Annotated in this window: 21 protein-coding genes; 17 read left to right on the top strand and 4 right to left on the bottom strand. The window is 41.8% G+C overall.

Features of this window, described 5'->3' with window-relative positions; genetic code table 11:
- Positions 1 to 56 precede the first annotated feature (56 nt).
- The 10 genes from IGI94_RS09570 (at position 57) to IGI94_RS09525 (ending at position 9,048) form a co-directional block, all read left to right on the top strand.
- On the top strand, positions 57 to 788 hold the full coding sequence (locus tag IGI94_RS09570; protein ID WP_008378480.1) for an alpha/beta hydrolase: 732 nt from the start codon (positions 57 to 59) through the stop codon (positions 786 to 788).
- Between the two features lie 399 nt (positions 789 to 1,187).
- On the top strand, positions 1,188 to 2,042 hold the full coding sequence (locus IGI94_RS09565; protein ID WP_008378479.1) for a phosphate ABC transporter substrate-binding protein PstS: 855 nt from the start codon (positions 1,188 to 1,190) through the stop codon (positions 2,040 to 2,042).
- 97 nt (positions 2,043 to 2,139) lie between these two features.
- Positions 2,140 to 3,060, top strand: a complete 921-nt coding sequence (gene pstC, locus IGI94_RS09560) for a phosphate ABC transporter permease subunit PstC (RefSeq protein ID WP_005235375.1) — start codon at positions 2,140 to 2,142, stop codon at positions 3,058 to 3,060.
- Positions 3,060 to 3,944: a phosphate ABC transporter permease PstA gene (gene pstA / locus IGI94_RS09555; RefSeq protein ID WP_008378478.1), complete on the top strand. Its 885-nt coding sequence runs from the start codon at positions 3,060 to 3,062 to the stop codon at positions 3,942 to 3,944. The genes pstC and pstA overlap by 1 nt, the downstream gene beginning before the upstream one ends.
- A 13-nt stretch (positions 3,945 to 3,957) precedes the next feature.
- Positions 3,958 to 4,764: a phosphate ABC transporter ATP-binding protein PstB gene (gene pstB / locus IGI94_RS09550; RefSeq protein ID WP_005225783.1), complete on the top strand. Its 807-nt coding sequence runs from the start codon at positions 3,958 to 3,960 to the stop codon at positions 4,762 to 4,764.
- 31 nt (positions 4,765 to 4,795) lie between these two features.
- Positions 4,796 to 5,554, top strand: coding sequence for a phosphate ABC transporter ATP-binding protein PstB (gene pstB, locus IGI94_RS09545; RefSeq protein WP_005235379.1), 759 nt, complete (start codon positions 4,796 to 4,798; stop codon positions 5,552 to 5,554).
- A gap of 11 nt (positions 5,555 to 5,565) precedes the next feature.
- Entirely contained in the window at positions 5,566 to 6,243 is a 678-nt protein-coding gene (gene phoU / locus IGI94_RS09540; RefSeq protein ID WP_008378477.1) for a phosphate signaling complex protein PhoU, read from the top strand.
- A 525-nt stretch (positions 6,244 to 6,768) separates the two neighbouring features.
- Entirely contained in the window at positions 6,769 to 8,331 is a 1,563-nt protein-coding gene (gene liaX / locus IGI94_RS09535) for a daptomycin-sensing surface protein LiaX (protein ID WP_016612240.1), read from the top strand.
- Positions 8,332 to 8,380: 49 nt separating this feature from the next.
- Complete coding sequence (locus IGI94_RS09530; RefSeq protein ID WP_086332457.1) at positions 8,381 to 8,689, top strand: PspC domain-containing protein; 309 nt, start codon at positions 8,381 to 8,383, stop codon at positions 8,687 to 8,689.
- A complete protein-coding gene (locus IGI94_RS09525) occupies positions 8,689 to 9,048 on the top strand; it encodes a phage holin family protein (RefSeq protein ID WP_005225788.1) in 360 nt (119 codons plus the stop codon). Before IGI94_RS09530 ends, IGI94_RS09525 begins: the two co-directional genes overlap by 1 nt.
- 63 nt (positions 9,049 to 9,111) lie before the next feature.
- On the opposite strand, the gene IGI94_RS09520 is transcribed toward IGI94_RS09525, so the two are convergent.
- Positions 9,112 to 10,812: a M3 family oligoendopeptidase gene (locus tag IGI94_RS09520; protein ID WP_438899660.1), complete on the bottom strand. Its 1,701-nt coding sequence runs from the start codon at positions 10,810 to 10,812 to the stop codon at positions 9,112 to 9,114.
- A gap of 157 nt (positions 10,813 to 10,969) precedes the next feature.
- Here IGI94_RS09520 and hprK point away from each other — a divergent pair, with 157 nt between their 5' ends.
- From hprK to IGI94_RS09490, 6 genes are all read left to right on the top strand, one after another.
- Positions 10,970 to 11,905, top strand: a complete 936-nt coding sequence (hprK, locus tag IGI94_RS09515; protein ID WP_194199652.1) for an HPr(Ser) kinase/phosphatase — start codon at positions 10,970 to 10,972, stop codon at positions 11,903 to 11,905.
- A 14-nt stretch (positions 11,906 to 11,919) separates the two neighbouring features.
- Positions 11,920 to 12,750 carry a prolipoprotein diacylglyceryl transferase gene (lgt, locus tag IGI94_RS09510; protein ID WP_005235390.1) on the top strand — a complete coding sequence of 277 codons (831 nt, stop codon included), beginning with the start codon at positions 11,920 to 11,922 and terminating at the stop codon, positions 12,748 to 12,750.
- A 75-nt stretch (positions 12,751 to 12,825) separates the two neighbouring features.
- Positions 12,826 to 13,854 carry an NAD(P)H-dependent glycerol-3-phosphate dehydrogenase gene (locus IGI94_RS09505; protein WP_008378474.1) on the top strand — a complete coding sequence of 343 codons (1,029 nt, stop codon included), beginning with the start codon at positions 12,826 to 12,828 and terminating at the stop codon, positions 13,852 to 13,854.
- A 17-nt stretch (positions 13,855 to 13,871) separates the two neighbouring features.
- Positions 13,872 to 14,789, top strand: coding sequence for a UTP--glucose-1-phosphate uridylyltransferase GalU (gene galU / locus IGI94_RS09500; RefSeq protein ID WP_008378473.1), 918 nt, complete (start codon positions 13,872 to 13,874; stop codon positions 14,787 to 14,789).
- Positions 14,790 to 14,949: 160 nt separating this feature from the next.
- Complete coding sequence (locus IGI94_RS09495) at positions 14,950 to 15,375, top strand: DUF948 domain-containing protein (protein ID WP_005235398.1); 426 nt, start codon at positions 14,950 to 14,952, stop codon at positions 15,373 to 15,375.
- Between the two features lie 14 nt (positions 15,376 to 15,389).
- Positions 15,390 to 16,070 carry a YtxH domain-containing protein gene (locus IGI94_RS09490; RefSeq protein ID WP_005235400.1) on the top strand — a complete coding sequence of 227 codons (681 nt, stop codon included), beginning with the start codon at positions 15,390 to 15,392 and terminating at the stop codon, positions 16,068 to 16,070.
- 82 nt (positions 16,071 to 16,152) lie between these two features.
- On the opposite strand, the gene IGI94_RS09485 is transcribed toward IGI94_RS09490, so the two are convergent.
- Positions 16,153 to 17,031 (bottom strand): NAD-dependent epimerase/dehydratase family protein, encoded by an 879-nt coding sequence (locus tag IGI94_RS09485; RefSeq protein ID WP_438899659.1) that lies wholly within the window; start codon positions 17,029 to 17,031, stop codon positions 16,153 to 16,155.
- A 54-nt stretch (positions 17,032 to 17,085) separates the two neighbouring features.
- Positions 17,086 to 18,186: a M24 family metallopeptidase gene (locus IGI94_RS09480; RefSeq protein ID WP_008378471.1), complete on the bottom strand. Its 1,101-nt coding sequence runs from the start codon at positions 18,184 to 18,186 to the stop codon at positions 17,086 to 17,088.
- A 194-nt stretch (positions 18,187 to 18,380) separates the two neighbouring features.
- Between IGI94_RS09480 and ccpA the strand changes: the two genes are divergently transcribed.
- A complete protein-coding gene (ccpA, locus tag IGI94_RS09475; RefSeq protein WP_008378470.1) occupies positions 18,381 to 19,379 on the top strand; it encodes a catabolite control protein A in 999 nt (332 codons plus the stop codon).
- A 178-nt stretch (positions 19,380 to 19,557) separates the two neighbouring features.
- Here ccpA and IGI94_RS09470 read toward each other — a convergent pair whose 3' ends face one another.
- Positions 19,558 to 21,960 carry a transglycosylase domain-containing protein gene (locus IGI94_RS09470; RefSeq protein WP_086299374.1) on the bottom strand — a complete coding sequence of 801 codons (2,403 nt, stop codon included), beginning with the start codon at positions 21,958 to 21,960 and terminating at the stop codon, positions 19,558 to 19,560.
- Positions 21,961 to 21,999 lie beyond the last annotated feature (39 nt).

Genomic DNA, 21,999 nt, shown 5'->3' with positions numbered 1-21,999 from the left:
ACCAGCAAGTTTCGTCTGCCATCCTTTCCTGATCTTCTTTTTTGCAGGAGGATATGATGAGAAAAAGAACAAAAGTTTTGATTGGTGTATTGGTCACCGTTGTTATTTTAACTATTGCCGGTTGGATCGGTTGGCAACAACTACACTACCCAGCAGTTGATGCTGCAGTCACAGCTGCGAAAGAGGCAGAAGATGAGGGGAATGTCCTTTATTTTGCTGGAGATGAAGAAAAGCCATTGGTCATTTTCTATCCCGGCGCCCTTGTCGATGCGGAAAGCTATAGTGTATGGGCAGCAGGTTTAGCGGAAAAAGGCTATCCTGTCGCGATCGTTAAAATGCCCTTTAACATGGCTGTTTTATCAGGCAATCGTGCAGAAGAGGTCTTGAAAGAAATTCCCCATAACTCCTATGTCATTGGTGGTCATTCATTAGGTGGGGTAATGGCGAGCCGTTTTGCAGCGAATCAATTGGCTGCAAACGACAAGGATTTAAAAGGGGTCTTTTTCTTCGCAAGCTATCCCGATGAAAAAGGGTCTTTGGCTGATCAGTCGATTTCTGTGCTATCGTTGACAGGGAGTCAAGATCAGGTGGTCAATCAAGAAAATTGGCAAGCTGCCCGCAGCTTCCTTCCAGAATCTACCACGTTCCAAACGATCGAAGGCGGCAATCATGCTGGCTTTGGTACCTATGGGTTACAAAAAGGAGAAGCCGCTGCTGATTTATCAAATGAAGCACAGCAAAAAGCCATCGTTGAGCAGATGGCTGCGTGGCTAAGTGAATTAGAGTAAAAAAAGACGGCAGAAGATGCATAGAAATGCTTCTTTCTGCCGTTTCGATTCAACAGACATTTTGGGGAAATGTTGATGAAATCGTGAAAACGCTGAACATAACAACATATTGTACTTGATTGGGGAAGCAAGATTAATAATTATGTTCTTTTAAAATACGTTTCCTCTCACAGTATAGCATAGCATACCTTCTGGATGCACGTAATTTAATTAAGAAATTCTGTCATTTTTTTTACGAAACAGTTATTTTGAGAAAGAAAAAAAGCGTTTTAAATAAACGAACGGACGCTGTTCCAGAAAAAAAAGCAAATAATAATTTTCATTAAATTCAACTAATGGTAAAATGAAAATAATTGATTTTTAAGATCAATGACTTACGAAAGTACAAGGAGCGTTATGATGAAAAAATTTAAACTTCTAAGTCCTATTATCGGATTGGTTATTTTACTCTCAGGATGTGCAAGCTGGGCAGATAGAGGAGAATCGATCACCGCAGTCGGTTCCTCTGCTTTGCAGCCGCTAGTAGAAACAGTTGCAGAAGAATTTCAAAACTCAAATCCAGGACGGTTCATCAATGTCCAAGGAGGCGGAAGCGGAACTGGACTAAGTCAAGTCCAAGCCGGTGCAGTCGATATCGGAAATTCTGATTTGTTTGCGGAAGAAAAGCCAGGAATCGATGCTGATGCCCTTGTTGATCATCGGGTGGCAACGGTGGGAATCACACCAATCGTTAACAAAGGAGTTGGTATCACAGACATTTCCACAGAAGATCTAAAAAATATCTTCTTAGGAAAGATCACCAATTGGAGCGAAGTCGGTGGAAATGATCTGCCAATCGTTTTATTGAACCGGGCGACAGGTAGTGGTACGAGAAGCACATTTGAAAAATGGATCATGGATGGCGAAACCGCTATTCCTTCTCAAGAGCAAGATTCTAGTGGGATGGTACGCTCGATCGTTTCTGATACACCAGGGGCTATTAGCTACGTTGCATTTTCTTATGTGACTGATGAAGTCAATGTCCTTTCAATTGATGGCGTTGAACCTACGATTGAAAATGTGACGACGAATGATTGGAAAGTTTGGGCGTATGAGCATATGTATACAAAAGGAGAACCAACCGGATTAACTGCTGAGTTTTTAGAATATATGCTTTCTGACGAAGTCCAAGAGCATATCGTTGGGGATCTAGGCTATATTCCAATTTCCATCATGCAGGTGGAAAGAGACTGGGAAGGCAATATTGTTGAATAATCTTTACACAAAATTTACACAAGCTTTAACAGAAATTGATGTTGAACCGATAAACTAATGGTTATGAGTTTAGTTTGATTTTTGAGGAGGAACCCTCGTGGAAAATGTAAAAGAAGTGTTAACAAAAAAATCTAAGCGCGCAAGAATGGAACAAAGAGGAAAACTAATCAGTTTTCTTTGTATCGCGTTGATTGTTTTGGTTGTGATCTCCATTTTTTATTTCGTTGCTAGCCGAGGATTAGCGACATTCTTTGTAGACAAAGTCAATGTGTTTGACTTTTTGTTTGGTACCCAATGGAATCCGAGTGCTGTGGGACCTGATGGACAACCGTTAGTTGGTGCCTTGCCGATGATTCTAGGATCGTTCTTCGTAACGTTCTTATCAGCGATCGTGGCAACACCTTTTGCCATCGGTGCAGCCGTCTTTATGGTAGAAATCTCACCTCGTAATGGAGAGAAGATCTTGCAGCCGGTCATCGAACTTTTAGTCGGTATCCCTTCAGTTGTTTATGGATTCATCGGTTTGTCTGTCGTTGTACCAGCAGTCCGCTCCGTTTTTGGCGGTACTGGTTTTGGGATCTTGGCAGGGACGTTTGTCCTGTTTATCATGATCTTACCGACAGTGACTACGATGACTGTCGACGCTTTGCGGGCAGTTCCACGGCATTATCGTGAAGCTTCGTTAGCTTTAGGTGCGACTCGCTGGCAAACGATTTACAAAGTTGTTTTACGAGCAGCTGTTCCTGGTATTTTAACAGCGGTTGTTTTTGGAATGGCGCGGGCGTTTGGTGAAGCATTGGCGATTCAAATGGTTATTGGTAATGCGGCATTGATGCCAACTAGCTTAGTGACACCAGCTTCAACATTGACTTCTATCCTAACGATGGGTATCGGAAATACGATCATGGGGACAGTCCAAAATAATGTTTTATGGTCATTAGCCTTGATCTTGTTATTGATGTCCTTACTATTTAACATTGTTATTCGCTTTATTGGGAAGAAAGGAGCCTTGAAATAATGAATGCAAAACGTTCAGATAAAATTGCTACCGGCGTCTTGTATGCCGTTGCTGGAATCATTGTTTTGATTTTGGCTTCCTTATTACTGTACATTTTGGTTCGGGGGGTTCCTCACATTAGCTGGGAATTTCTGACCTCTTCTTCAAAAGCGTATCAAGAAGGCGGCGGGATCGGCATCCAATTGTTCAATTCCCTTTACTTGCTTTTAGTAACAATGATCATTAGCTTCCCGATTTCTTTAGGAGCGGGGATCTACTTATCAGAGTATGCAAAGAAAAACTGGTTAACGGATATCATTCGGACATCGATCGAGATTTTGAGCTCACTGCCTTCAGTGGTTGTCGGTCTCTTTGGTTTCTTAGTCTTTGTTATTCAGTTTGGTTATGGCTTTTCAATTATTTCTGGTGCCTTGGCATTGACCTTCTTCAATTTGCCACTATTGACGAGAAATGTAGAAGAATCACTTCAAGCAATTCATTACACGCAACGTGAAGCAGGCTTGTCTCTTGGTTTGTCACGTTGGGAAACGGTCACACGCATCATTGTTCCAGAAGCAACACCAGGGATTTTGACTGGGGTCATTCTAAGTTCTGGTCGGATTTTTGGTGAAGCGGCAGCGCTGATCTATACTGCAGGACAAAGTGCACCGGCCCTTGATTTTACAAACTGGAATCCATTGAGTGTTTCCAGCCCGATCGGTCTTTTCCGACAAGCGGAGACGCTGGCAGTCCATATTTGGAAAATCAATACAGAGGGCACGATGCCTGATGGCGCACAAGTTTCAGCTGGAGCTTCGGCAGTATTGATCATTGCCGTCTTGCTATTTAACTTTGGCGCCCGTGCAGCTGGCAAACGGTTGTACAAGAAAATGACGTCAGCATAAGGAGAATGACAGTATGAACGATTACAATTGGGATGATCGAAATATCATTACCTTCGATAAACCAGAAGATGTGGCGCTTTATACCACTGACTTGCATGTATGGTATGGATCAAATGAAGCCATCAAAGGCATTGATCTACAATTTGAAAAGAATAAAATCACCGCATTGATCGGTCCCTCTGGTTGCGGAAAATCAACGTATCTGCGTTCCTTGAATCGAATGAATGACGGAATCGCAAATACGAGAGTCACAGGAAACATCATGTACAAAGGGGTCGACGTGAACACGAAAGAAGTCGATGTCTTCGAAATGCGTAAGCGGATCGGCATGGTTTTCCAACGACCAAACCCTTTCAGTAAATCGATCTATGACAACATCGCCTTTGCTTTGCGACGTCATGGAGAAAGAAACAAAAAGAAATTGGATGAAGCAGTCGAAACCAGCTTGAAACAAGCCGCACTTTGGGATCAAGTAAAGGACAGCTTAGACAAAAGTGCTTTGGCATTGTCCGGTGGACAGCAGCAACGTCTGTGTATCGCTCGAGCAATTGCGATGAAACCAGATATTTTGCTTCTAGATGAACCAGCTAGTGCCCTTGACCCCATCTCAACCGGGACAGTGGAAGAAACTCTTATCAACTTGAAAAACGACTATTCAATCATCATCGTGACCCACAACATGCAGCAAGCTGCTCGGATCAGCGATTATACCGCCTTTTTCTACTTAGGAAATGCGATCGAGTACGATGAGACCCGTAAGATATTTACTCGTCCAAAAATTAAAGCAACAGAAGATTACGTATCCGGTCATTTTGGCTGAGCCGATTCGATCAGTAAACGGAGGCAAAACAATGGCAGAAGAAATTATTACATCGAAAGATCTGCATTTATACTACGGAAAAAAAGAAGCATTAAAAGGAATCGACCTTTCCATCAAAAAAGGCGAGATCACTGCGATGATCGGTCCTTCAGGTTGTGGGAAATCGACCTACTTGCGTTCTCTTAATCGAATGAATGATTTGATCCCTGGTGTGACAATTACAGGAAGTGTTGTCTATAAAGGGAAAGACATTTATAGTCCGAAGCAAGACATCGTTGATTTGCGTAAAGAAATCGGGATGGTTTTTCAGCAACCGAATCCATTTCCCTTTTCAATTTACGAAAATGTGATTTATGGGTTAAAATTAAAAGGAGTCACGGACAAGGCGATTCTTGATAAGACGGTAGAGGAAAGCTTGAAAGCAGCGTCTGTCTGGGAAGATGTCAAAGATAAGCTTCACCAAAGTGCGCTATCTTTATCCGGTGGACAACAGCAGCGGGTATGCATCGCTCGGGTATTGGCTGTCGATCCAGAAATCATTTTGCTGGATGAACCAACCAGTGCGTTAGACCCAATTTCATCTGGGAAAATCGAGAATACCCTTTTGGCACTGAAAGAACGCTATACCATGATCATCGTGACTCACAACATGTCACAAGCTTCAAGAATCTCAGATAAAACCGCGTTCTTTTTGGACGGCAACTTGATCGAGTTTAATGACACGAAAAAAGTGTTCCTAAGTCCAAGCAAAAAAGAAACAGAAGATTATATCTCAGGAAGATTTGGTTAGGAGGAAAAGGGATGTTGCGTACACAGTTTGAAGAAGAATTATTAAATCTACACAATCAATTTTATGAGATGGGGATGCTAGTCAGCAGCGCGATCCACAAATCCGTACGAGCATATGTCAGACATGATAAAGCAATTGCTCAAGAAGTGATTGAAAATGATTTGGCGATCAACAATATGGAAGTTCGTTTGGAGAAAAAGAGCTTTGAAATGATTGCTTTGCAACAACCAGTAACCACCGATCTACGAATGATCATTACTGTAATGAAAGCCAGCTCTGACTTGGAACGAATGGGAGACCATGCAGTATCGATCGCGAAGTCAACGATTCGGGTCAAAGGTGAAACACGGATCGCCGAAATCGAAAAAGAAATTTCTGATATGTCGGATTATGTGAAGAAAATGGTCGATAATGTTTTAGTTGCCTATGTAAAAACTGACCAAGAAGATGCCCGTATGATTGCCCAAATGGATGATCGGGTCAATGAGTATTACAAAGACATCTATTACAAAACGATCGAGAGTATGAAAGAAAATCCGGAAACCGTTGTTAGTGGAACCGATTATTTATCTGTTGCACAGTACTTAGAACGTATCGGTGACTACGTAACGAATATTTGTGAATGGATCGTGTATCTTGCTACTGGGAAAATCAGTGAATTGAATACAAACCGTACGGAAATGATTTAAGAAACCAGCTTAGGTTCTTGATCACTTATCTCTTTTAAAAGAGATGGGACAGACCGCCGAAAGAAGTTGACCTTTAAGGAGTAACTTCTCTCGGCGGTCTTTTTGATTTGGAAGAATCACTGAAATAGATGACGTGAACAAGATAGACAAATTATAAAATGGCTTCCCTAAAGATGGACAATGGAAATCGATTCTATCGTACCCGAATTTTTCAAGTTGAACCTTCTGCTCTTTTCATCCCCGACCCGCAGTGAAATGAACAATAGATCATTTACTCTAGCAGGCCTATTCCTCAAGGCTGCTATTAGCTGAAACTTTTGTTTCCAATGGTTTTTCGTGGTACTGTTAAGATAAGGAAGATCGTTTTGTGCCTAAAGTAATGAAGAAAAGTGCCGGTTCTGCTTGCCAATCTGCAGATTGAGAAAAACTTGGTACTTAAGACCTATGACACTTTTGCAAAAACAAGGCATAATAGGTTCGTAAGCTAAACTTGCAATCACACATTTGCTGAAGGAGGCAATTTCCATGAACGAAAGAGAACGTATATTGGATCTAGTAAAAAAAGGTGTGCTTTCTACAGAAGAAGCCTTAGATTTACTAGAAGGTATGGCAAAAGCCAAAGACGAAAAACAAATTAACAAAGCTGCTGCTGAGGTAACCGCGGATAAGAATGCGACAAGCCCATTTGATGATACTGAAAATGACGATGAGATGTTCACGTTTGACGGCGAAGAAAAACTTCGTCAAAACGAAGCGCAAGACAAAGAAAATCTTGAAAAGATTCTTGATGGCTTAGCAACGGAAGCCAACCAAGCATCTGCTGAGTTGGACGAAATCAATGCTGAAATTCTTGGCGTCAAAGAAGAATTAAAAGAAGCGCAAGAAACTCTGATGCAATTGAATACCAAAGAAGAATTGGATCAATTGTCAGAAGAGGAATTGGCAACACGTCATGAAACAGAAGCGACCATTACTGGCTTAGAAGAAACGTTAGATGGCTTAACCGAAGAAAAAGCAGAATTGGAAGCAAAACTAAAAAATATTCGCAAAGACCAATGGTCTCAAACGAAAGAGAAAATCTCTCAAAAATTAGATATTCCAGAAGATTGGAAAGAGCAAGCGACCGATACTATCAATCAAGTAAGTGAAAAAATGGTCGATGCCAGCACCCACTTCGGACACTTCTTGAAGAAAACGGTTCGAGCAGTAACGGATTCTGTTAACGACAACATGGAATGGAAAGATATCAACTTGAAAGTTCCCGGTGTTGCAGCGACGAAATTTGAACACACATTCAGCTATGACGAAACGGCAGCGACATTGATCGATGTGAAGTTAGCCAACGGCAATGTTTCCTTCCAATTATGGGATGAACCAGGTGTCAAAGTAGATGCCAAAATCAAACTATATGGTAAAATGGATGCGGCGGAGCCTTTCGATGCTTTTGAAGCAAGAAGCCAAATCAATGTCGATGATGAACGCATCTCCTTCCAAATTCCAAACAAACGCATTCGTGCCGATCTGGTTTTCTATTTACCAAAACGTACCTATGATCATGTGGCAGTAAAACTATTGAACGGAAATGTTACATTCAATGAATTGGATGCAAAAGATGTTTATACAAAATCAACAAATGGCAATATCGATTTCCGCAAAGTAAACGCATCGATGTTAGAGATTGAAGGCGTGAATGGAACGATCACTGTTCAAGAGGGTGAGATTTTAGATGCCATCATCGAAACAGTGAATGGCGACGTGACGTTGACAGCCACACCACAAAACACCGGTATTTCTTTAGTAAACGGCAATATCCGTGTGACCTACAAAGAAGAAACGGTCCAAAAATTAAACGCCAGCTCTGTAAATGGCAATGTTAAAGTAGCATTACCTGCAGGGATCGGTTTTGAAGGGATCGCCAAAACAAGTTTAGGTAGCATTAACAATCGCTTAAGTGAGATGGAAGTTGTACGGGAGAAAAAAGAACGCCTAAACCAACTATTGCAATTCCGTCGGGTTGCCGATAAAGTCGCACAAATCGATCTATCCACAACAACAGGAAATGTCTTTATCAAAGATACAGATAAATAAGAATAGTTGAGTATACACTCATTAAAGAAAAGAAGGAAGGTGTAGATAAATGAACAAAAAATTAACAAAATCAGCCAATAACGTTGTCATTACAGGGACTCTAGGGGGTCTGGCAGAATACTTACGAATTGATCCAACTATCGTTCGCGTGATCTATGTCTTTCTATCTTTAGTGACTGCTGCGTTTCCTGGAATCACTTTATATATCATCATGGCGGTCTTGATTCCTTCAGGACGCAAGAGCACCTCAGGATATGGTCATGACAATCGATATTACAAACAAAACAAATACAATGAAGCAAATCGTCCCCGTAAAGAAGCGGAAAAGGTAGAGGATGAGGACTGGAGTGACTTCTAGTGTCTTATTTTCAACGGCTTATCATGAATACACTGACGTTTGTCACATTGGCGGTTCTATTACCAAATATGATCCACGTTCAAAGTATTATGACTGCAGTGATCGCCAGTTTTGTACTGTCGATCCTGAATGCTTTGATTAAACCAATTCTGATCGTCATTTCATTTCCATTGACTTTACTGACGCTTGGGTTTTTCACCTTTGTGATCAATGCGCTCATGCTGAATTTGACTTCGTATTTTGTTGGGTCAGCCAACTTCGGCTTTTCCTCGTTTGGGGCTGCTTTATTAGTGGCACTGATCATGTCAGTGATCAATATGATCGTGACCGAACACCATATCGAAAAATATTCACGTTAAAAAGACGTTTCACGTTTTCTCCTACTAGCTACGAAGCTAGTGGAGAAACGGAAACGTCTTTTTTTAGTTTAACTGTTCTTCTTTGATGGCTGACAGATACGTATCTACTGCCTGTAACGTTTCATCAAGCGCTCCTTTTTCAAAAGGTGAACGTAGATGAGCCAGAGCCAGGATCTCAAGAAATGTTTTCGTGCCGCCGACTTCGCAAATGGCCAAATAATCTTGCCAAGCGGTTTCGTCTTTTGCCACGATGAATCGATACCAAAATTGGAACGCACACACTTGTGCCAATGTGTAATCGATATAGTAGAAAGGTGATTCAAAAATATGCCCCTGTCTGAACCAATACAAGCCACGATCAAGGTCTGGATACTCTGAATAATCCCGTTCTGGACAGTATTGGCGCTCTAATTCCCGCCAACGGGCTTTGCGCTGTGATGGGGTCCATTCAGGATGCTCATAAACCTCTTGTTGGAAGTGATCCACTAAAACGCCATAAGGCAGAAATTGCAGGCTGCTAGCAAGATGCGCAAATTTGTATTTTTCTGTTTCTTCTTCGAAAAAGGCATCCATCCATGGCCAGGCGATAAACTCCATCGACATTGAATGGATCTCGCAAGATTCATAATTGGGAAAGAGAATTTCCGGTTCTTTGATCCAACGAGAGCGAAAGGCTTGAAAGGCGTGGCCAGCTTCGTGGGTCAAAACATCGACATCGCCCGAAGTACCGTTAAAGTTGGCAAAGATAAATGGCGCTTGATAGTCTTGGATAAAGGTACAGTAGCCGCCAGATTGTTTGCCTTTTTTGCTTAGTAGATCAAGTAGGTCATGCTCGACCATAAAATCAAAAAATTCGCCAGTTTCAGGGGATAGTTCCTGATACATCACACGGGCTTTTTCTACTAGTTCTTCAGGAGTTCCTTTAGGCTCTGCGTTACCACTAGGATAAACAAGTGGCAAGTCGGTAAAGGTTGCCTGAGTCAATTGATTACGCTGCGCCTGTCTTTGGTACAGCTTTTGGGTAATTAGGACGACTTTTTCTAAAATTTCCCGACGATAGGTCTCGATCATTGAACGATCATAGTCCCAACGATTCATTTGGGTATCCGCAAAGGCGACGTAATTTTCAAAGCCGAGCTTGTGGGCGATCTCGGTACGAACCTTGACCATCTCGTCATAAATTTGATCAAAACGGTCTTCATTTTCCGTGAAGAAAGCCGTTTGCTTTTCAAACGCTTCTTTACGAACGCTGCGATCTTTATTTTCGGTAAATGGTCGCAGTTGTGCGAGGGTATAGGTTTCTCCTTGGAAGTCGATTTGGGCAGAAGCGACCAATTTGCTGTAATCGGAAGCCAATTGGTTTTCTTTTTGAAACAATTCGATCAAGGCATCATCAAAAAGCTTCACGCGGCTTTCGGCAAACAAGAAAAGTGTTTCTGGATATTCGGCTTTTAATTCATCTAAGACCGGTGAAGCCAAGAGTGCTTGATAGAATTGAAAATCCAGAGCTTCAAAATGAGGCTGGTATTCATTCCAGAAAGTGTCTTCTGTTTCATAAAAGGCATCGTTGGTATCGATCGAATAACGGATCGAAGCCAAGTTCATTGCGGTATCGATCGTTCCTCTTAGTTCGTTCAAAGCATCAAGAGCTTGCTTCGCCTCCGAGAAGGTATCGGCTGACTGAAGGTTTGCTAATGCTTTTTTGAATGTTTCTTGATAGACTGGAAAATCAGGGCGTTGATACGTGTATGCTGAAAATTTCATTAAAAATCCCTCCTTAGTAAAATAATAACACAAACGAAAAAGAATGAGGACTTCTATTGGCGAAGGTAGTAACTTTACTGATAGAATGATAAAATAGAACCAGAGTGTCGTTTACAAGAAGCAGCGGCAAGAATCATTGAGAAAAGAGGGAAAACCTATGGCAGAAACCGTCAAAGTCAGCGAGCTGGCGGAGGCTTTAAATTTAGAGATAGTTGAAGGAACTGAAAACAGTTTAGAAAGAGAAATCATTACCGGCGATATTTCCCGACCTGGTTTGGAATTGACGGGTTATTTTAATTACTATTCCCATGATCGTCTGCAATTATTCGGCAGCAAAGAGATCACCTTTGCGGAACGAATGATGCCAGAAGAACGCTTGATGGTGATGCGCAAAATGTGTGCCGATGATACACCGGGATTTATTGTTTCTCGCGGCTTGGAAGTACCAGCAGAAATGCTTCAAGCCTGCAAAGAACATGAGATTACGATTCTACGTTCGCCCATCTCAACGTCACGTCTGCAAGGAGAGCTTTCTAGTTTTCTCGATGGGCGTTTAGCAACAAGAACCAGTGTCCATGGGGTATTAGTGGATGTCTATGGCTTGGGCGTTTTGATCCAAGGCGATAGCGGAATTGGTAAAAGCGAAACAGCATTAGAGTTGATCAAACGTGGGCATCGGTTGATCGCTGACGACCGTGTGGATGTGTATAAGCAAGATGAATTGACTTTGGTGGGGGAACCGCCGAAAATCTTGCAACACTTGATCGAGATCCGGGGAATCGGGATCATCGATGTCATGAATCTTTTTGGTGCCAGTGCCGTACGAGGGTATATGCAGGTTCAAGTAGCGGTGTATTTAGAAGCTTGGGCGAAAGACAAAAAGTATGATCGACTAGGAACCGATGATACGACGGTTGAAATTGGTGGCGTTGATGTACCACAAATCAAAATCCCCGTAAAAACTGGTCGAAATGTTGCGATCATTATCGAAGTTGCTGCCATGAATTTCCGGGCGAAAACGATGGGTTATGATGCAACGAAGACCTTTGAAAATCGATTGACGCAATTGATCGAAGAAAATTCTGGAAACTAGAGAGGATAAGATAGATGTTAGGTTTAGTAAATCGAGTCGCATTTGAACTATTTGGTTTGCCGATTTATTGGTATGCGATCATTATCGTATCAGGCGTGATCATTGCTATGTGGTTAAGCACGAGAGAGGCGGTTCGTGTCGGGCTCAAGCCAGATGATGTGACTGATTTTATGTTGATTGGATTGCCAGTATCGATCATTGGTGCACGGCTTTATTATATTCTATTTGACTTGCAATACTATATTGATGACCCAAGTCAAATTTTCAATATTCGGTCTGGTGGGATCGCTATCTATGGTGCATTGATCGCCGGGGGGATTTGGCTGTACTTTTTCTGCCAACGAAATTTTATTTCTCCCTGGACCTTTTTAGATATCGCCGCACCAAGTGTCCTATTGGCACAAGGCATCGGGCGTTGGGGCAACTTTATGAACCATGAAGCATTTGGAGCAGAAGTCAGCCGCTCCTTCTTAGAAAGTTTGTATATACCGAAATTTATTATCGATAATATGTATATCGACGAAGCGTATCGGCAGCCGACGTTTCTTTATGAATCGGTTTGGAATGTGATCGGATTTATCGTTTTGATTTTCTTGCGCAAGAAAACTGGGTTATTAAAAGAAGGCGAAGTTTTCTTGAGCTACTTAATTTGGTATGGGTTCGGACGCTTCTTTATTGAAGGAATGCGCACCGATAGTTTATACTTATTTGGGGATATCCGTGTGTCACAAGCACTTTCCGCTTTATTATTCTTTGGAGCGATTGGGCTATTGATCTGGCGTCGGAAAAACCAAACTTTAAAAGACTACAATCGCAGCTTTGGCAAAAACCAAACGATTATCTAAACAGTTATTTTATCGAAATTATGGTAAAATGATAAAGTGCATGAATTTGCGAAAAGGATAGAGGAGGTTTCCATAGTGAAACAGAAAATCGCCGTTTTAGGTCCCGGATCATGGGGGACTGCTTTGGCACAAGTCTTGTCTGAAAACGGACATGAAGTGACTATTTGGGGCAACAATCCCGCCCAAATCGATGAAATCAATACGTATCATACCAATCGGCATTATTTGCCTGATTTGAAATTACCTGAAAATATTTTAGGCTGCAAAAATCTAGAAGAGGCGATCCAAGGGGCAGATGCTGTCTTGTTTGTAGTACCAACCAAAGCGATTCGTGCCGTGGCACAAGAATTCACTAAGAAGACAACCGGTAAACCAGTCATCATCCATGCCTCAAAAGGATTAGAACAAGGCAGTCATAAACGAATCTCAGAAGTACTTGCCGAAGAGATCCCAGCCGATAAACGGCAAGAAATCGTTGTCCTGTCAGGACCATCACATGCCGAAGAAGTCGCTGTCCATGATATTACCACGATCACGGCAGCTTCAGAAAATGAATCGGCTGCTAAATATGTACAAGAGCTATTTATGAATGATTACTTTAGAATCTACACCAATAACGATGTGATCGGTGTCGAAACTGGCGCCGCGCTGAAAAACATCATCGCTATTGGTGCCGGAGCGATTGCTGGACTGGGCTTTGGGGATGATGCGAAGGCTGCGATCATGACCCGTGGGTTAGCAGAAATCAGTCGTCTCGGTGTGGCAATGGGTGCAAATCCATTAACCTTTATCGGATTGAGTGGTGTTGGCGATTTGATCGTCACGTGTACCAGTGTCCATTCGCGGAATTGGCGTGCCGGAAACCTATTAGGAAAAGGCCATAGCTTAGACGAAGTGTTAGACAATATGGGCATGATCGTTGAAGGAGTTTCAACCACCAAAGCTGCCCGCGAATTAGCAGAAGCTTTGTCAGTGGAAATGCCAATCACAGAAACGATTTATTCGGTCTTGTATGAAGGCAAAGACATCAAGCAAGCAGCTAAAGATATTATGCTGCGAGACGGCAAAGAAGAAAACGAATTTACGGTAGATCAATCATTATGATTAAAGGAGCGAGTCACATGAATGTCAAAAAAGCAGTTATCCCAGCAGCCGGTCTAGGTACCCGATTTTTACCAGCTACAAAGGCAATGGCAAAGGAAATGTTGCCGATCGTTGACAAACCAACGATCCAATTTATTGTGGAAGAAGCTTTACAATCAGGGATCGAAGATATTTTGATCGTAACAGGAAAAGCAAAGCGTCCGATCGAAGACCATTTCGATGCCAATTTAGAATTAGAGATGAATCTAAAAGAAAAAGGCAAGACAGAGCTTTTGAAATTAGTGGAAGAAACAACTGACGTAAATCTGCATTTCATTCGCCAATCTCATCCGAAAGGATTAGGCCATGCCGTATTACAGGCTCGGGCATTTGTCGGAAATGAACCGTTTGTAGTCATGCTAGGTGATGACTTGATGGAAGATCAAGTGCCATTGACGAAACAGCTGATCGATAATTATGAAAAAACGCATGCATCAACGATCGCTGTCATGGATGTTCCTCATGAAGATACATCAAAATACGGAATCATTGATCCTGGTATGGAAGTTGAAAAAGGCTTGTTCAATGTCAAAAACTTTGTTGAAAAACCAGCGCCAGAAAATGCGCCAAGTGATTTAGCAATTATTGGTCGCTACTTGCTGACCCCTGAAATTTTTGATATTTTAGCCAATCAGGAACCTGGTGCTGGCGGCGAGATCCAATTGACGGATGCCATCGACACATTAAACAAAACCCAACGCGTGTTTGCTCATCAATTTACCGGCAAACGTTACGATGTAGGAGACAAATTCGGTTTCTTAAAAACAAGTATTGAGTATGGTCTAGTGCACCCTGAAGTCAAAGACAACCTGAAAGAGTATTTGATCGAGTTAGGAAAAGAACTAGCTCCGGCTCAAAAAGAAGTCAAAGAAGCACCGAAAGAGTCAAAAAAATAACAAAAACTCCTAAACAAGGCAATTTCTGATGAAATTGCCTTGTTTTTTTATTATTTCCTGTTGAAAGCGGATAATTTTCTTGAAAATGCAGTCTTTTATTTGTAGAAAGTGCAGTGAAATGCTATTCTTAATATAAGTAAATGGGGAAAGGAGCCATTCTATGTCAGGAGGAGAACTAGCTGCATTGATTGCTGCGATCGCATTTGTCGTATTGGTCATTTTCGTCGTTCGTTTGTTGATGCAAGTCAGCAAGACAATGACCAAAGTAGACAAAACGGTCGAAGAAGCAAACACAACCATCCGTGTCATTACCAAAGATGTTGATATTCTTTCAAAAGAGGTTGAAGGTCTATTGGTAAAAACGAATGAGCTTTTACAAGATGTGAACGGAAAAGTCGCAACCATCGATCCTTTGTTCACAGCAGTTGCAGATCTAAGTACCAGTGTTTCAGAACTAAATGTTTCTGGAAAAAATTTAATTACGCGCGTGGGTAGTCTTGGCCGGACCACTGCCAAAGCAACGGTAGCTGGAAAAGTCGGTCAAACAGCCATGAAATTTTTCAAAGACAAAAATAACCAAAAATAAAAGGAGGACTTTCAATGAGTAAAAAAGGCGGATTTTTATTAGGAGCAATCATCGGAGGAACAGCGGCAGCAGCAGCAGCACTTTTGTTGGCGCCAGAATCTGGTAAAACATTAAGAAATAAATTAGCAAAACAAGCAGACGATTTATTAGATAAAGCATCTGATTATGGTGATTTAGCCAAAGAAAGAAGTACGGATCTTGTCGATATCGCTAAAGATAAAGCAGCAAAATTAAGCGAGCAAGCATCTGACTTTACCGGTTCTTTAACAGCGAAAGTCGATGACTTAAAAGAAACAGCAGCTGGTTCATCAGAAGAAACCGTTGAAGAGTTAAAGAAACAAGCAGGTGACCTATCAGAACGCTTCAAAAAATCAGCAAGCGATGTGAAAGAAACAGCGAAAGATGCCAAAGAAGATGCAGATGATACAGTCCAAGATATCATCATTGATGCAAAATCTTCTGCAGCGGATATGAAACAAACCGTCAAAGAAGGGGCACAAGAAGCAAAACCTGTAGTTGAAGAAGCCAAAAAAGACGGTCAAGCAGCCGCAGCTGATTTGAAAAAAGAAGCTGGAAAAGCAGCGGATGATGCCAAAAAAACAGCGAAAGCAGAAACAAAAGAAGCTAAAGCTGACTTGGAAGATGCAAAAGAAGAATTAAAAGATACATTAGAAAAAAACAATCCTGAAGCATAAGCAAGGATACAAAATTTGATTACTTTAAAAGATAAAAACGTTCGCCAGTTAAATCGGCGAACGTTTTTTGTGACTTCAGTAGCTATTCGTTTGATGCTTGGGTGATTTCCCAATCGCAAAGTTGATAGATCCAATCCCGCAGTTGACTGAATGGAAACCCAATTCCCTCAGCGAGAGCAACATTGATCGAATAAGCAGGTGTACCATTGTAAGGGCCTTGATCACCTGTTTCTGAAAAGAGAGGGGAAAGACCGGTTTTTTTCGTTACGTATTGCAGCACTTCTTCTAAAGAGATCGTGCCTTTTGACGCACCGTTGATGGGTCCTGTGAAAGAGCTGGTACCTAAAAACGCTAAAAATTGGCCAGCTTCTTCAGCATCGACAAAGCCCATTTGATGCGTTAGATTATCGACAGCCATTGGCTTTTGCTTTATCAGATGGTCAATGTAAAAGGTAAAACGTTTTGTGTAATCATCTGCACCAATCACATAAGGAAAGCGGACAAAAACGGAGGGGATCTGACTGTATTTTTGGGTCAGGATTTCTTCCACGGTTCGCTTGCCTTCAGCATAATTGACTTCCTCAGAGCAAACAATTTTGACCGCTTCTTTGGCAGGATCAAAATCCGCTTCTTTCAAATCGAAGTGCAGTTCATGATAGGCAGACATCGAACTAGTGACAATGTAGCGTTTGGGTGTGACATGACGCAACAGAATCTCAATATCATTTGAAGTATAAGCAATATTGTCGTAAATAACATCATAGGTTTCTTGTGTCAACGTCGTTTTGATACTTTCTTCATCCGTGCGATCAAAGACAAGTCGGTTGACTTGATCGCCAAAAGAATCAGTCGTCTTCCCTCTGGTAGCGATCGTGACATCACAGCCTTGATCCACTAAAGATTGGACCAAATATTTACCGAAAAAACGCGTGCCGCCTAAAACTAACACTTTTTTACTCATAAGAACACTCCTTTTCATGTAATTACAACATATTGCGCCGTTTCATTAAAAGAATCAAGATAAAATCAACAATTCTTTTTTTGTTTTGGTAAATGGTACACAGCCATCTGCAGTGACATAGATGCAATCTTCAATACGAACACCGACTTGATCTGGCAAATAAATCCCTGGTTCGATAGAGAAGCACATGCCTTCTTCAATCACTAAATCATTGCCAGTGATCAAAGAGGGGAACTCATGAACCGTGGTCCCGATGCCATGACCTAAACGATGGTTGAAGTAGTCGCCATAGCCATAACCCGTAATCACATCACGAGCGATCTTGTCTAATTCTCCAGCGGTGATCCCAGGTTTGACCGCTGCTTGAGCCGCTAGTTCTGCTTCAAGAACGATGTCATAAATTTTTCTTTGTAATGCAGTCGGTTCTTTATAGGCAACCGTTCTGGTTGCATCGCTGCAATACCCTTTCCAGATGACTCCTAAATCAAATAAGACGAGTTCATTAGCAGTCACTTTGCGATCCCCAGGTACGCCATGAGGACTTGCTGCATTGGCACCAGCTAATACGGTCGTATCGAAGGACATATGGGAAACCCCACGTTTTTTCAACTCGTACTCAATTTCTGCCACGATTTCCATTTCGCTAACGCCTTCTTTGATGGCAGCAAACCCAACCTCAAAAGCAACATCTGCCCAGTTGCCAGCTTCTAGTAAGGTGTCAATCTCAGACGCGGTTTTTGTTAATTGCATTTTTTGAATCACCGGGGTCACATCTAAAGAAAAATCGGTTTTTGGCAAGAACCGTTTCAATGCTTCATAGCGCTCGACGGAAAGGTCATTTTTTTCTAATGCCAAGGAAGAAACCTCGTAACGAGAGGTCAATTCTTGGCAGATTTTCGCCCAAGGGTCTTCACTATCGAGATAACCGATAATGTCAAAGGGCCAGCCGCTATTTTTTGCTTCTTCTACTTCCAGAGCTGGTGTGAAAAGAAAGGGATCTTTTCCAGGTGCGACGAACAAAGCAAGGACCCGTTCATGAGGTTCACTTTTAAAACCAGAAAAATAAGCGATCGTTGCTGGATTAGAAATATAGGTAACATCGGCGCCATTGGTTTTCAACCAGGCATTTAACTCATTGATTTTTTTATCATTCATTTGATAAAACCTTCTTTCAAGTATTCTTTTTCTATTTTATCATGCTTTCGAAGAGAATAGGGGAGGGGAAAGTAGGAAATTGCTAAGTTTTCATGAAAACAAAATTAAAACGGTTGCAAATCCAGAAAAAATTTGCTATCCTAACAAAGAAATGTAAATAAGATTTTCTGAAAATAGAATAAGGGAGATATATCATGGAAAAACAAACAATTACGATTTATGATGTTGCACGGGAAGCGAATGTATCGATGGCAACTGTTTCGCGGGTAGTCAACGGAAATCCAAATGTAAAACCAGCAACTCGTAAGAAAGTGCTGGAAGTGATCGACCGCTTGGATTATCGTCCAAACGCAGTTGCTCGAGGGTTGGCAAGTAAAAAGACCACAACTGTTGGTGTTATCATTCCTGATGTCAGCAATATGTTCTTCTCATCACTTGCTCGTGGGATCGATGATGTAGCGACCATGTATAAATACAATATCATCTTAGCCAACTCTGATGGCGATACGATGAAAGAAGTCAACGTATTGAACAACTTGTTAGCAAAACAAGTGGACGGCGTTATCTTCATGGGTCATCGCATCACGGATGAAATTCGCGGGGAATTCTCTCGCTCAAAAACACCAGTCGTTTTAGCTGGTTCGATCGATCCTGATGAACAAGTAGGAAGTGTCAATATCGATTACACAGCAGCTGCCAAAGATGCTGTTTCATTATTGGCGAAAAACAATCAAAAAATCGCTTTTGTCAGCGGTGCTTTGATCGATCCAATCAATGGCCAAAACCGCTTGAAAGGCTATAAAGAAGCCTTGAAAGAAAACAACCTTGACTATTCTGAAGGGTTGATCTTTGAATCACCATACAGCTTTAAAGAAGGCTTAGCATTAGTTGATCGCATCATCAACAGTGGTGCAACAGCAGCTTATGTTACAGACGATGAGTTAGCCATCGGCGTCTTAGATGGTTTGTTAGACAAAGGCGTTAAAGTTCCTGAGGATTTCGAGATCATCACCAGCAACAACTCATTATTGGCTGAAGCAGCTCGTCCACGCTTATCAAGTGTGACGCAACCATTGTATGATATGGGTGCCGTTGCGATGCGTCTATTAACTAAAATGATGAACAAAGAAGATGTAGAACAAAAAACGATCGTCTTGCCTTACGGTATTTCAGAAAAAAGCTCTACGAAATAAGCAGCGATTTAATAAAAAGACTAGTGGAGCAACGCTTTGTTGTTCCACTTTTTGCTTCAACGATCGTTCGTGTGGGTAGAAAATCTATGGATTTTCTACCCACACTTTTTTTGTATAAAAAAACTGATCAGCACAAGGCTGATCAGTCATCATCATCATTTGTATTAGGTTGGTTATTTTATTGCTCGTCCTCGTCGTCATCATTTGCAGTAGGTGTAACATTGTTGGATGCGTTATTCGATGATGTATTCGACGAACGATTTGTTGAACGGCTAGAAGATGCTTTTTTCCAATAGTCAGCATAGTTTGCATCTGAACCACCGAGTCCAAATTTGAAATCGACCGTATCTGGTCCGCCAGTTGCCCAATAAGAAGTAACGGTACTACTTGGATTCGTATAGGTTCGATTATCGACTCGCACTGTTCCTCCTGGTTGGGTACCAGTAAACTTGGAAACTTGAGCTTTTTTGACATCACTAGAAAGTTCAAACTTCTGATTTACACCAAAGACTTCTTGGTTTGTTTGATAGATACGATTGATCAAGTAAGCCATGTAATTGGCTGTCCGAGTTCCTGCTGCACTATCGGTAGCTTTATTGTCATCCCGCCCTGACCAGCTGCTGATTGTGATCGATGGGGTGGAAACGACTAGCCAAGAGTCAGACCAATTATTGGTAGACCCAGTTTTACCGACCCAATCGGCATTCCCGAGGTTCCAATCTAATCCGCTGATAACCGATTTAAAGGAACTGGTTTTTTGCTCATCGATAACACTACGCATCATGTCGGTCATGATGGAAGCTGTCGCTTCAGAAAAGACTTGGACCGGTTTGGCTTCATGCTGATAAAGCACTTCGCCTTCATTATCCTTGATTGATTCGATGATGTAGCCTTGCTGATAGACACCGTTATTGGCAAATGTTTGGAAGCCATTTGTTTGATTCAACACTGTGACATCGGTAACCCCTAATGGCGCTGATTCATATGCCCAGCTGTTATCTTCAGGATAGCCCATTTTGCTCAAATAATTTGAATAGGCATAAAAATGATCGCCTTCTTTTTCCCACAGATCTTGGAAAATATTTGTCGCTGCGATATTACTGGATACTTCCAATGATTCGCGAATCGACATAAAAGTATTGGTTCCACGGTTTGTGGCATTGACGATCGGCTCACCGGCGTTTTCTCCTGTCCGCCATTTTGCGGCATAATCAGAAACCATTGATTCAGAGCCCATCAAGCCACTTTCGATCGCCGGTCCGTAAACCAGCATTGGTTTGATACTTGAACCTGCTTGGCGTTTAGCATCAAAGGCATGGTTGAATTGATTGTCAGCATAGTTACGACCACCAATAAAGCCTAATACTTTCCCGGTGGCATTGTCCATCATGACGTTGCCGACTTCGATGGTGGAGTCGCCCCAGTTGTCTAACATATAGCCGTATTTATCGACGGCATCTTGCATTGCATTATAAATATCTTTATCGATCGTTGATGTGACGGTATAGCCACCATTAACCAGTTTTTGCTGCGCCAATTCGAAGTATTTTTGGTAGGTTTCGTCTTTGGCATATTCTTCGTCACTGACATCATCTTCATCTGCCAGCTGTTTGGCAATAATGTCTTTTGCTTCATTTAACACAGTGTAATAAAGGAAGCTTTGATCCGTTTGTTCAATGGCTTCTTGTTTTTTGAAGTCTTGCTTCAAGTCATAATTAAGCGCCTCTTCGTATTCTTCTTTCGTAATATCGTGGTTACGATACATACTGAAGAGCACGAAGTCTTTCCGCTCTAAGCCAGCGGTCAAGTTTTCCTTGATCTCGCCCGTATTTGTATAAGGGCTGTAGACGATCGGGCTTTGTGGCAGACCCGCAATAAAGGCTGCTTGCGGTAAAGACAGGTCAGCTGCGTTAACGCCAAAAATTCCTTGCGCCGCTTCTTGCACACCTGCGATATTTTGCCCTTTATTGTTCCGGCCAAAAGGGGAGATGTTTAGATACATGGTGACGATCTCATCTTTATCGAAAAATTTCTCCACTTCCATGGCTAATAAAATCTCATTGGCTTTGCGTTTGAAGGTCGTTTCACTGGAAAGGATTTGTTGTTTCACCAGCTGCTGGGTCAAAGTGGAACCCCCGCTGCCGCCAAAGCCTGTCGCTTCGGATAATAACGCCCGCACGACTGCTTTTGGTACGACGCCATTATGAATATTAAAATATTCGTCCTCTGTTGCGATGATCGCTTTTTTCAAGTAGTCTGAAATTTGATCGGAATTAACCGACGTTCGCATCAGATCTGAGCGAATCGTTGCGATTTTACTGCCATCAGCGTATGCGAGTTGAGAAGTCTCTGTGATGTCGGTCAGTTCTTTCTGCAACTCATCTTTAGAAGGAGCTGCGGTATCTTCCACAAGAAAAGCAAAGTAGCCGGCACCGATCCCTAAAGCTAAAGAACCGCCTAGCACCAGTAAAGAAATAGCCACTAAGAACAAGGCATGTAAAACCCTAAGACTGATATTGAAATAGAACCAGCCTCTATTTTTGTTTTCTGTATTCTTTTGATTTTTCGTTTTCTGGGACAAAAAGAGTCACCTCAATAAATTAGAATAGATTCCGTGTAA

This window comes from Enterococcus sp. AZ149, assembly GCF_051714285.1.
In the GTDB taxonomy this organism is placed as follows: Bacteria; Bacillota; Bacilli; order Lactobacillales; family Enterococcaceae; genus Enterococcus_D; species Enterococcus_D entomosocium.
Note: the sequence above shows the minus strand (reverse complement) of the source record. Positions and strands in the feature narration are given on the sequence as shown.

Excerpts from the sequence above, each read along its gene's own strand:
- IGI94_RS09530 (WP_086332457.1), top strand. The coding sequence starts at position 8,381 with ATGAACAAAAAATTAACAAAATCAGCCAATAACGTTGTCATTACAGGG.
- IGI94_RS09490 (WP_005235400.1), top strand. The coding sequence starts at position 15,390 with ATGAGTAAAAAAGGCGGATTTTTATTAGGAGCAATCATCGGAGGAACA.
- IGI94_RS09570 (WP_008378480.1), top strand. The coding sequence starts at position 57 with ATGAGAAAAAGAACAAAAGTTTTGATTGGTGTATTGGTCACCGTTGTT.
- pstA (WP_008378478.1), top strand. The coding sequence starts at position 3,060 with ATGAATGCAAAACGTTCAGATAAAATTGCTACCGGCGTCTTGTATGCC.
- pstB (WP_005235379.1), top strand. The coding sequence starts at position 4,796 with ATGGCAGAAGAAATTATTACATCGAAAGATCTGCATTTATACTACGGA.
- IGI94_RS09480 (WP_008378471.1), bottom strand. The coding sequence starts at position 18,186 with ATGAATGATAAAAAAATCAATGAGTTAAATGCCTGGTTGAAAACCAAT.
- hprK (WP_194199652.1), top strand. The coding sequence starts at position 10,970 with ATGGCAGAAACCGTCAAAGTCAGCGAGCTGGCGGAGGCTTTAAATTTA.
- IGI94_RS09520 (WP_438899660.1), bottom strand. The coding sequence starts at position 10,812 with ATGAAATTTTCAGCATACACGTATCAACGCCCTGATTTTCCAGTCTAT.
- lgt (WP_005235390.1), top strand. The coding sequence starts at position 11,920 with ATGTTAGGTTTAGTAAATCGAGTCGCATTTGAACTATTTGGTTTGCCG.
- pstB (WP_005225783.1), top strand. The coding sequence starts at position 3,958 with ATGAACGATTACAATTGGGATGATCGAAATATCATTACCTTCGATAAA.
- phoU (WP_008378477.1), top strand. The coding sequence starts at position 5,566 with ATGTTGCGTACACAGTTTGAAGAAGAATTATTAAATCTACACAATCAA.
- IGI94_RS09485 (WP_438899659.1), bottom strand. The coding sequence starts at position 17,031 with ATGAGTAAAAAAGTGTTAGTTTTAGGCGGCACGCGTTTTTTCGGTAAA.
- IGI94_RS09495 (WP_005235398.1), top strand. The coding sequence starts at position 14,950 with ATGTCAGGAGGAGAACTAGCTGCATTGATTGCTGCGATCGCATTTGTC.
- liaX (WP_016612240.1), top strand. The coding sequence starts at position 6,769 with ATGAACGAAAGAGAACGTATATTGGATCTAGTAAAAAAAGGTGTGCTT.
- IGI94_RS09565 (WP_008378479.1), top strand. The coding sequence starts at position 1,188 with ATGAAAAAATTTAAACTTCTAAGTCCTATTATCGGATTGGTTATTTTA.
- galU (WP_008378473.1), top strand. The coding sequence starts at position 13,872 with ATGAATGTCAAAAAAGCAGTTATCCCAGCAGCCGGTCTAGGTACCCGA.
- ccpA (WP_008378470.1), top strand. The coding sequence starts at position 18,381 with ATGGAAAAACAAACAATTACGATTTATGATGTTGCACGGGAAGCGAAT.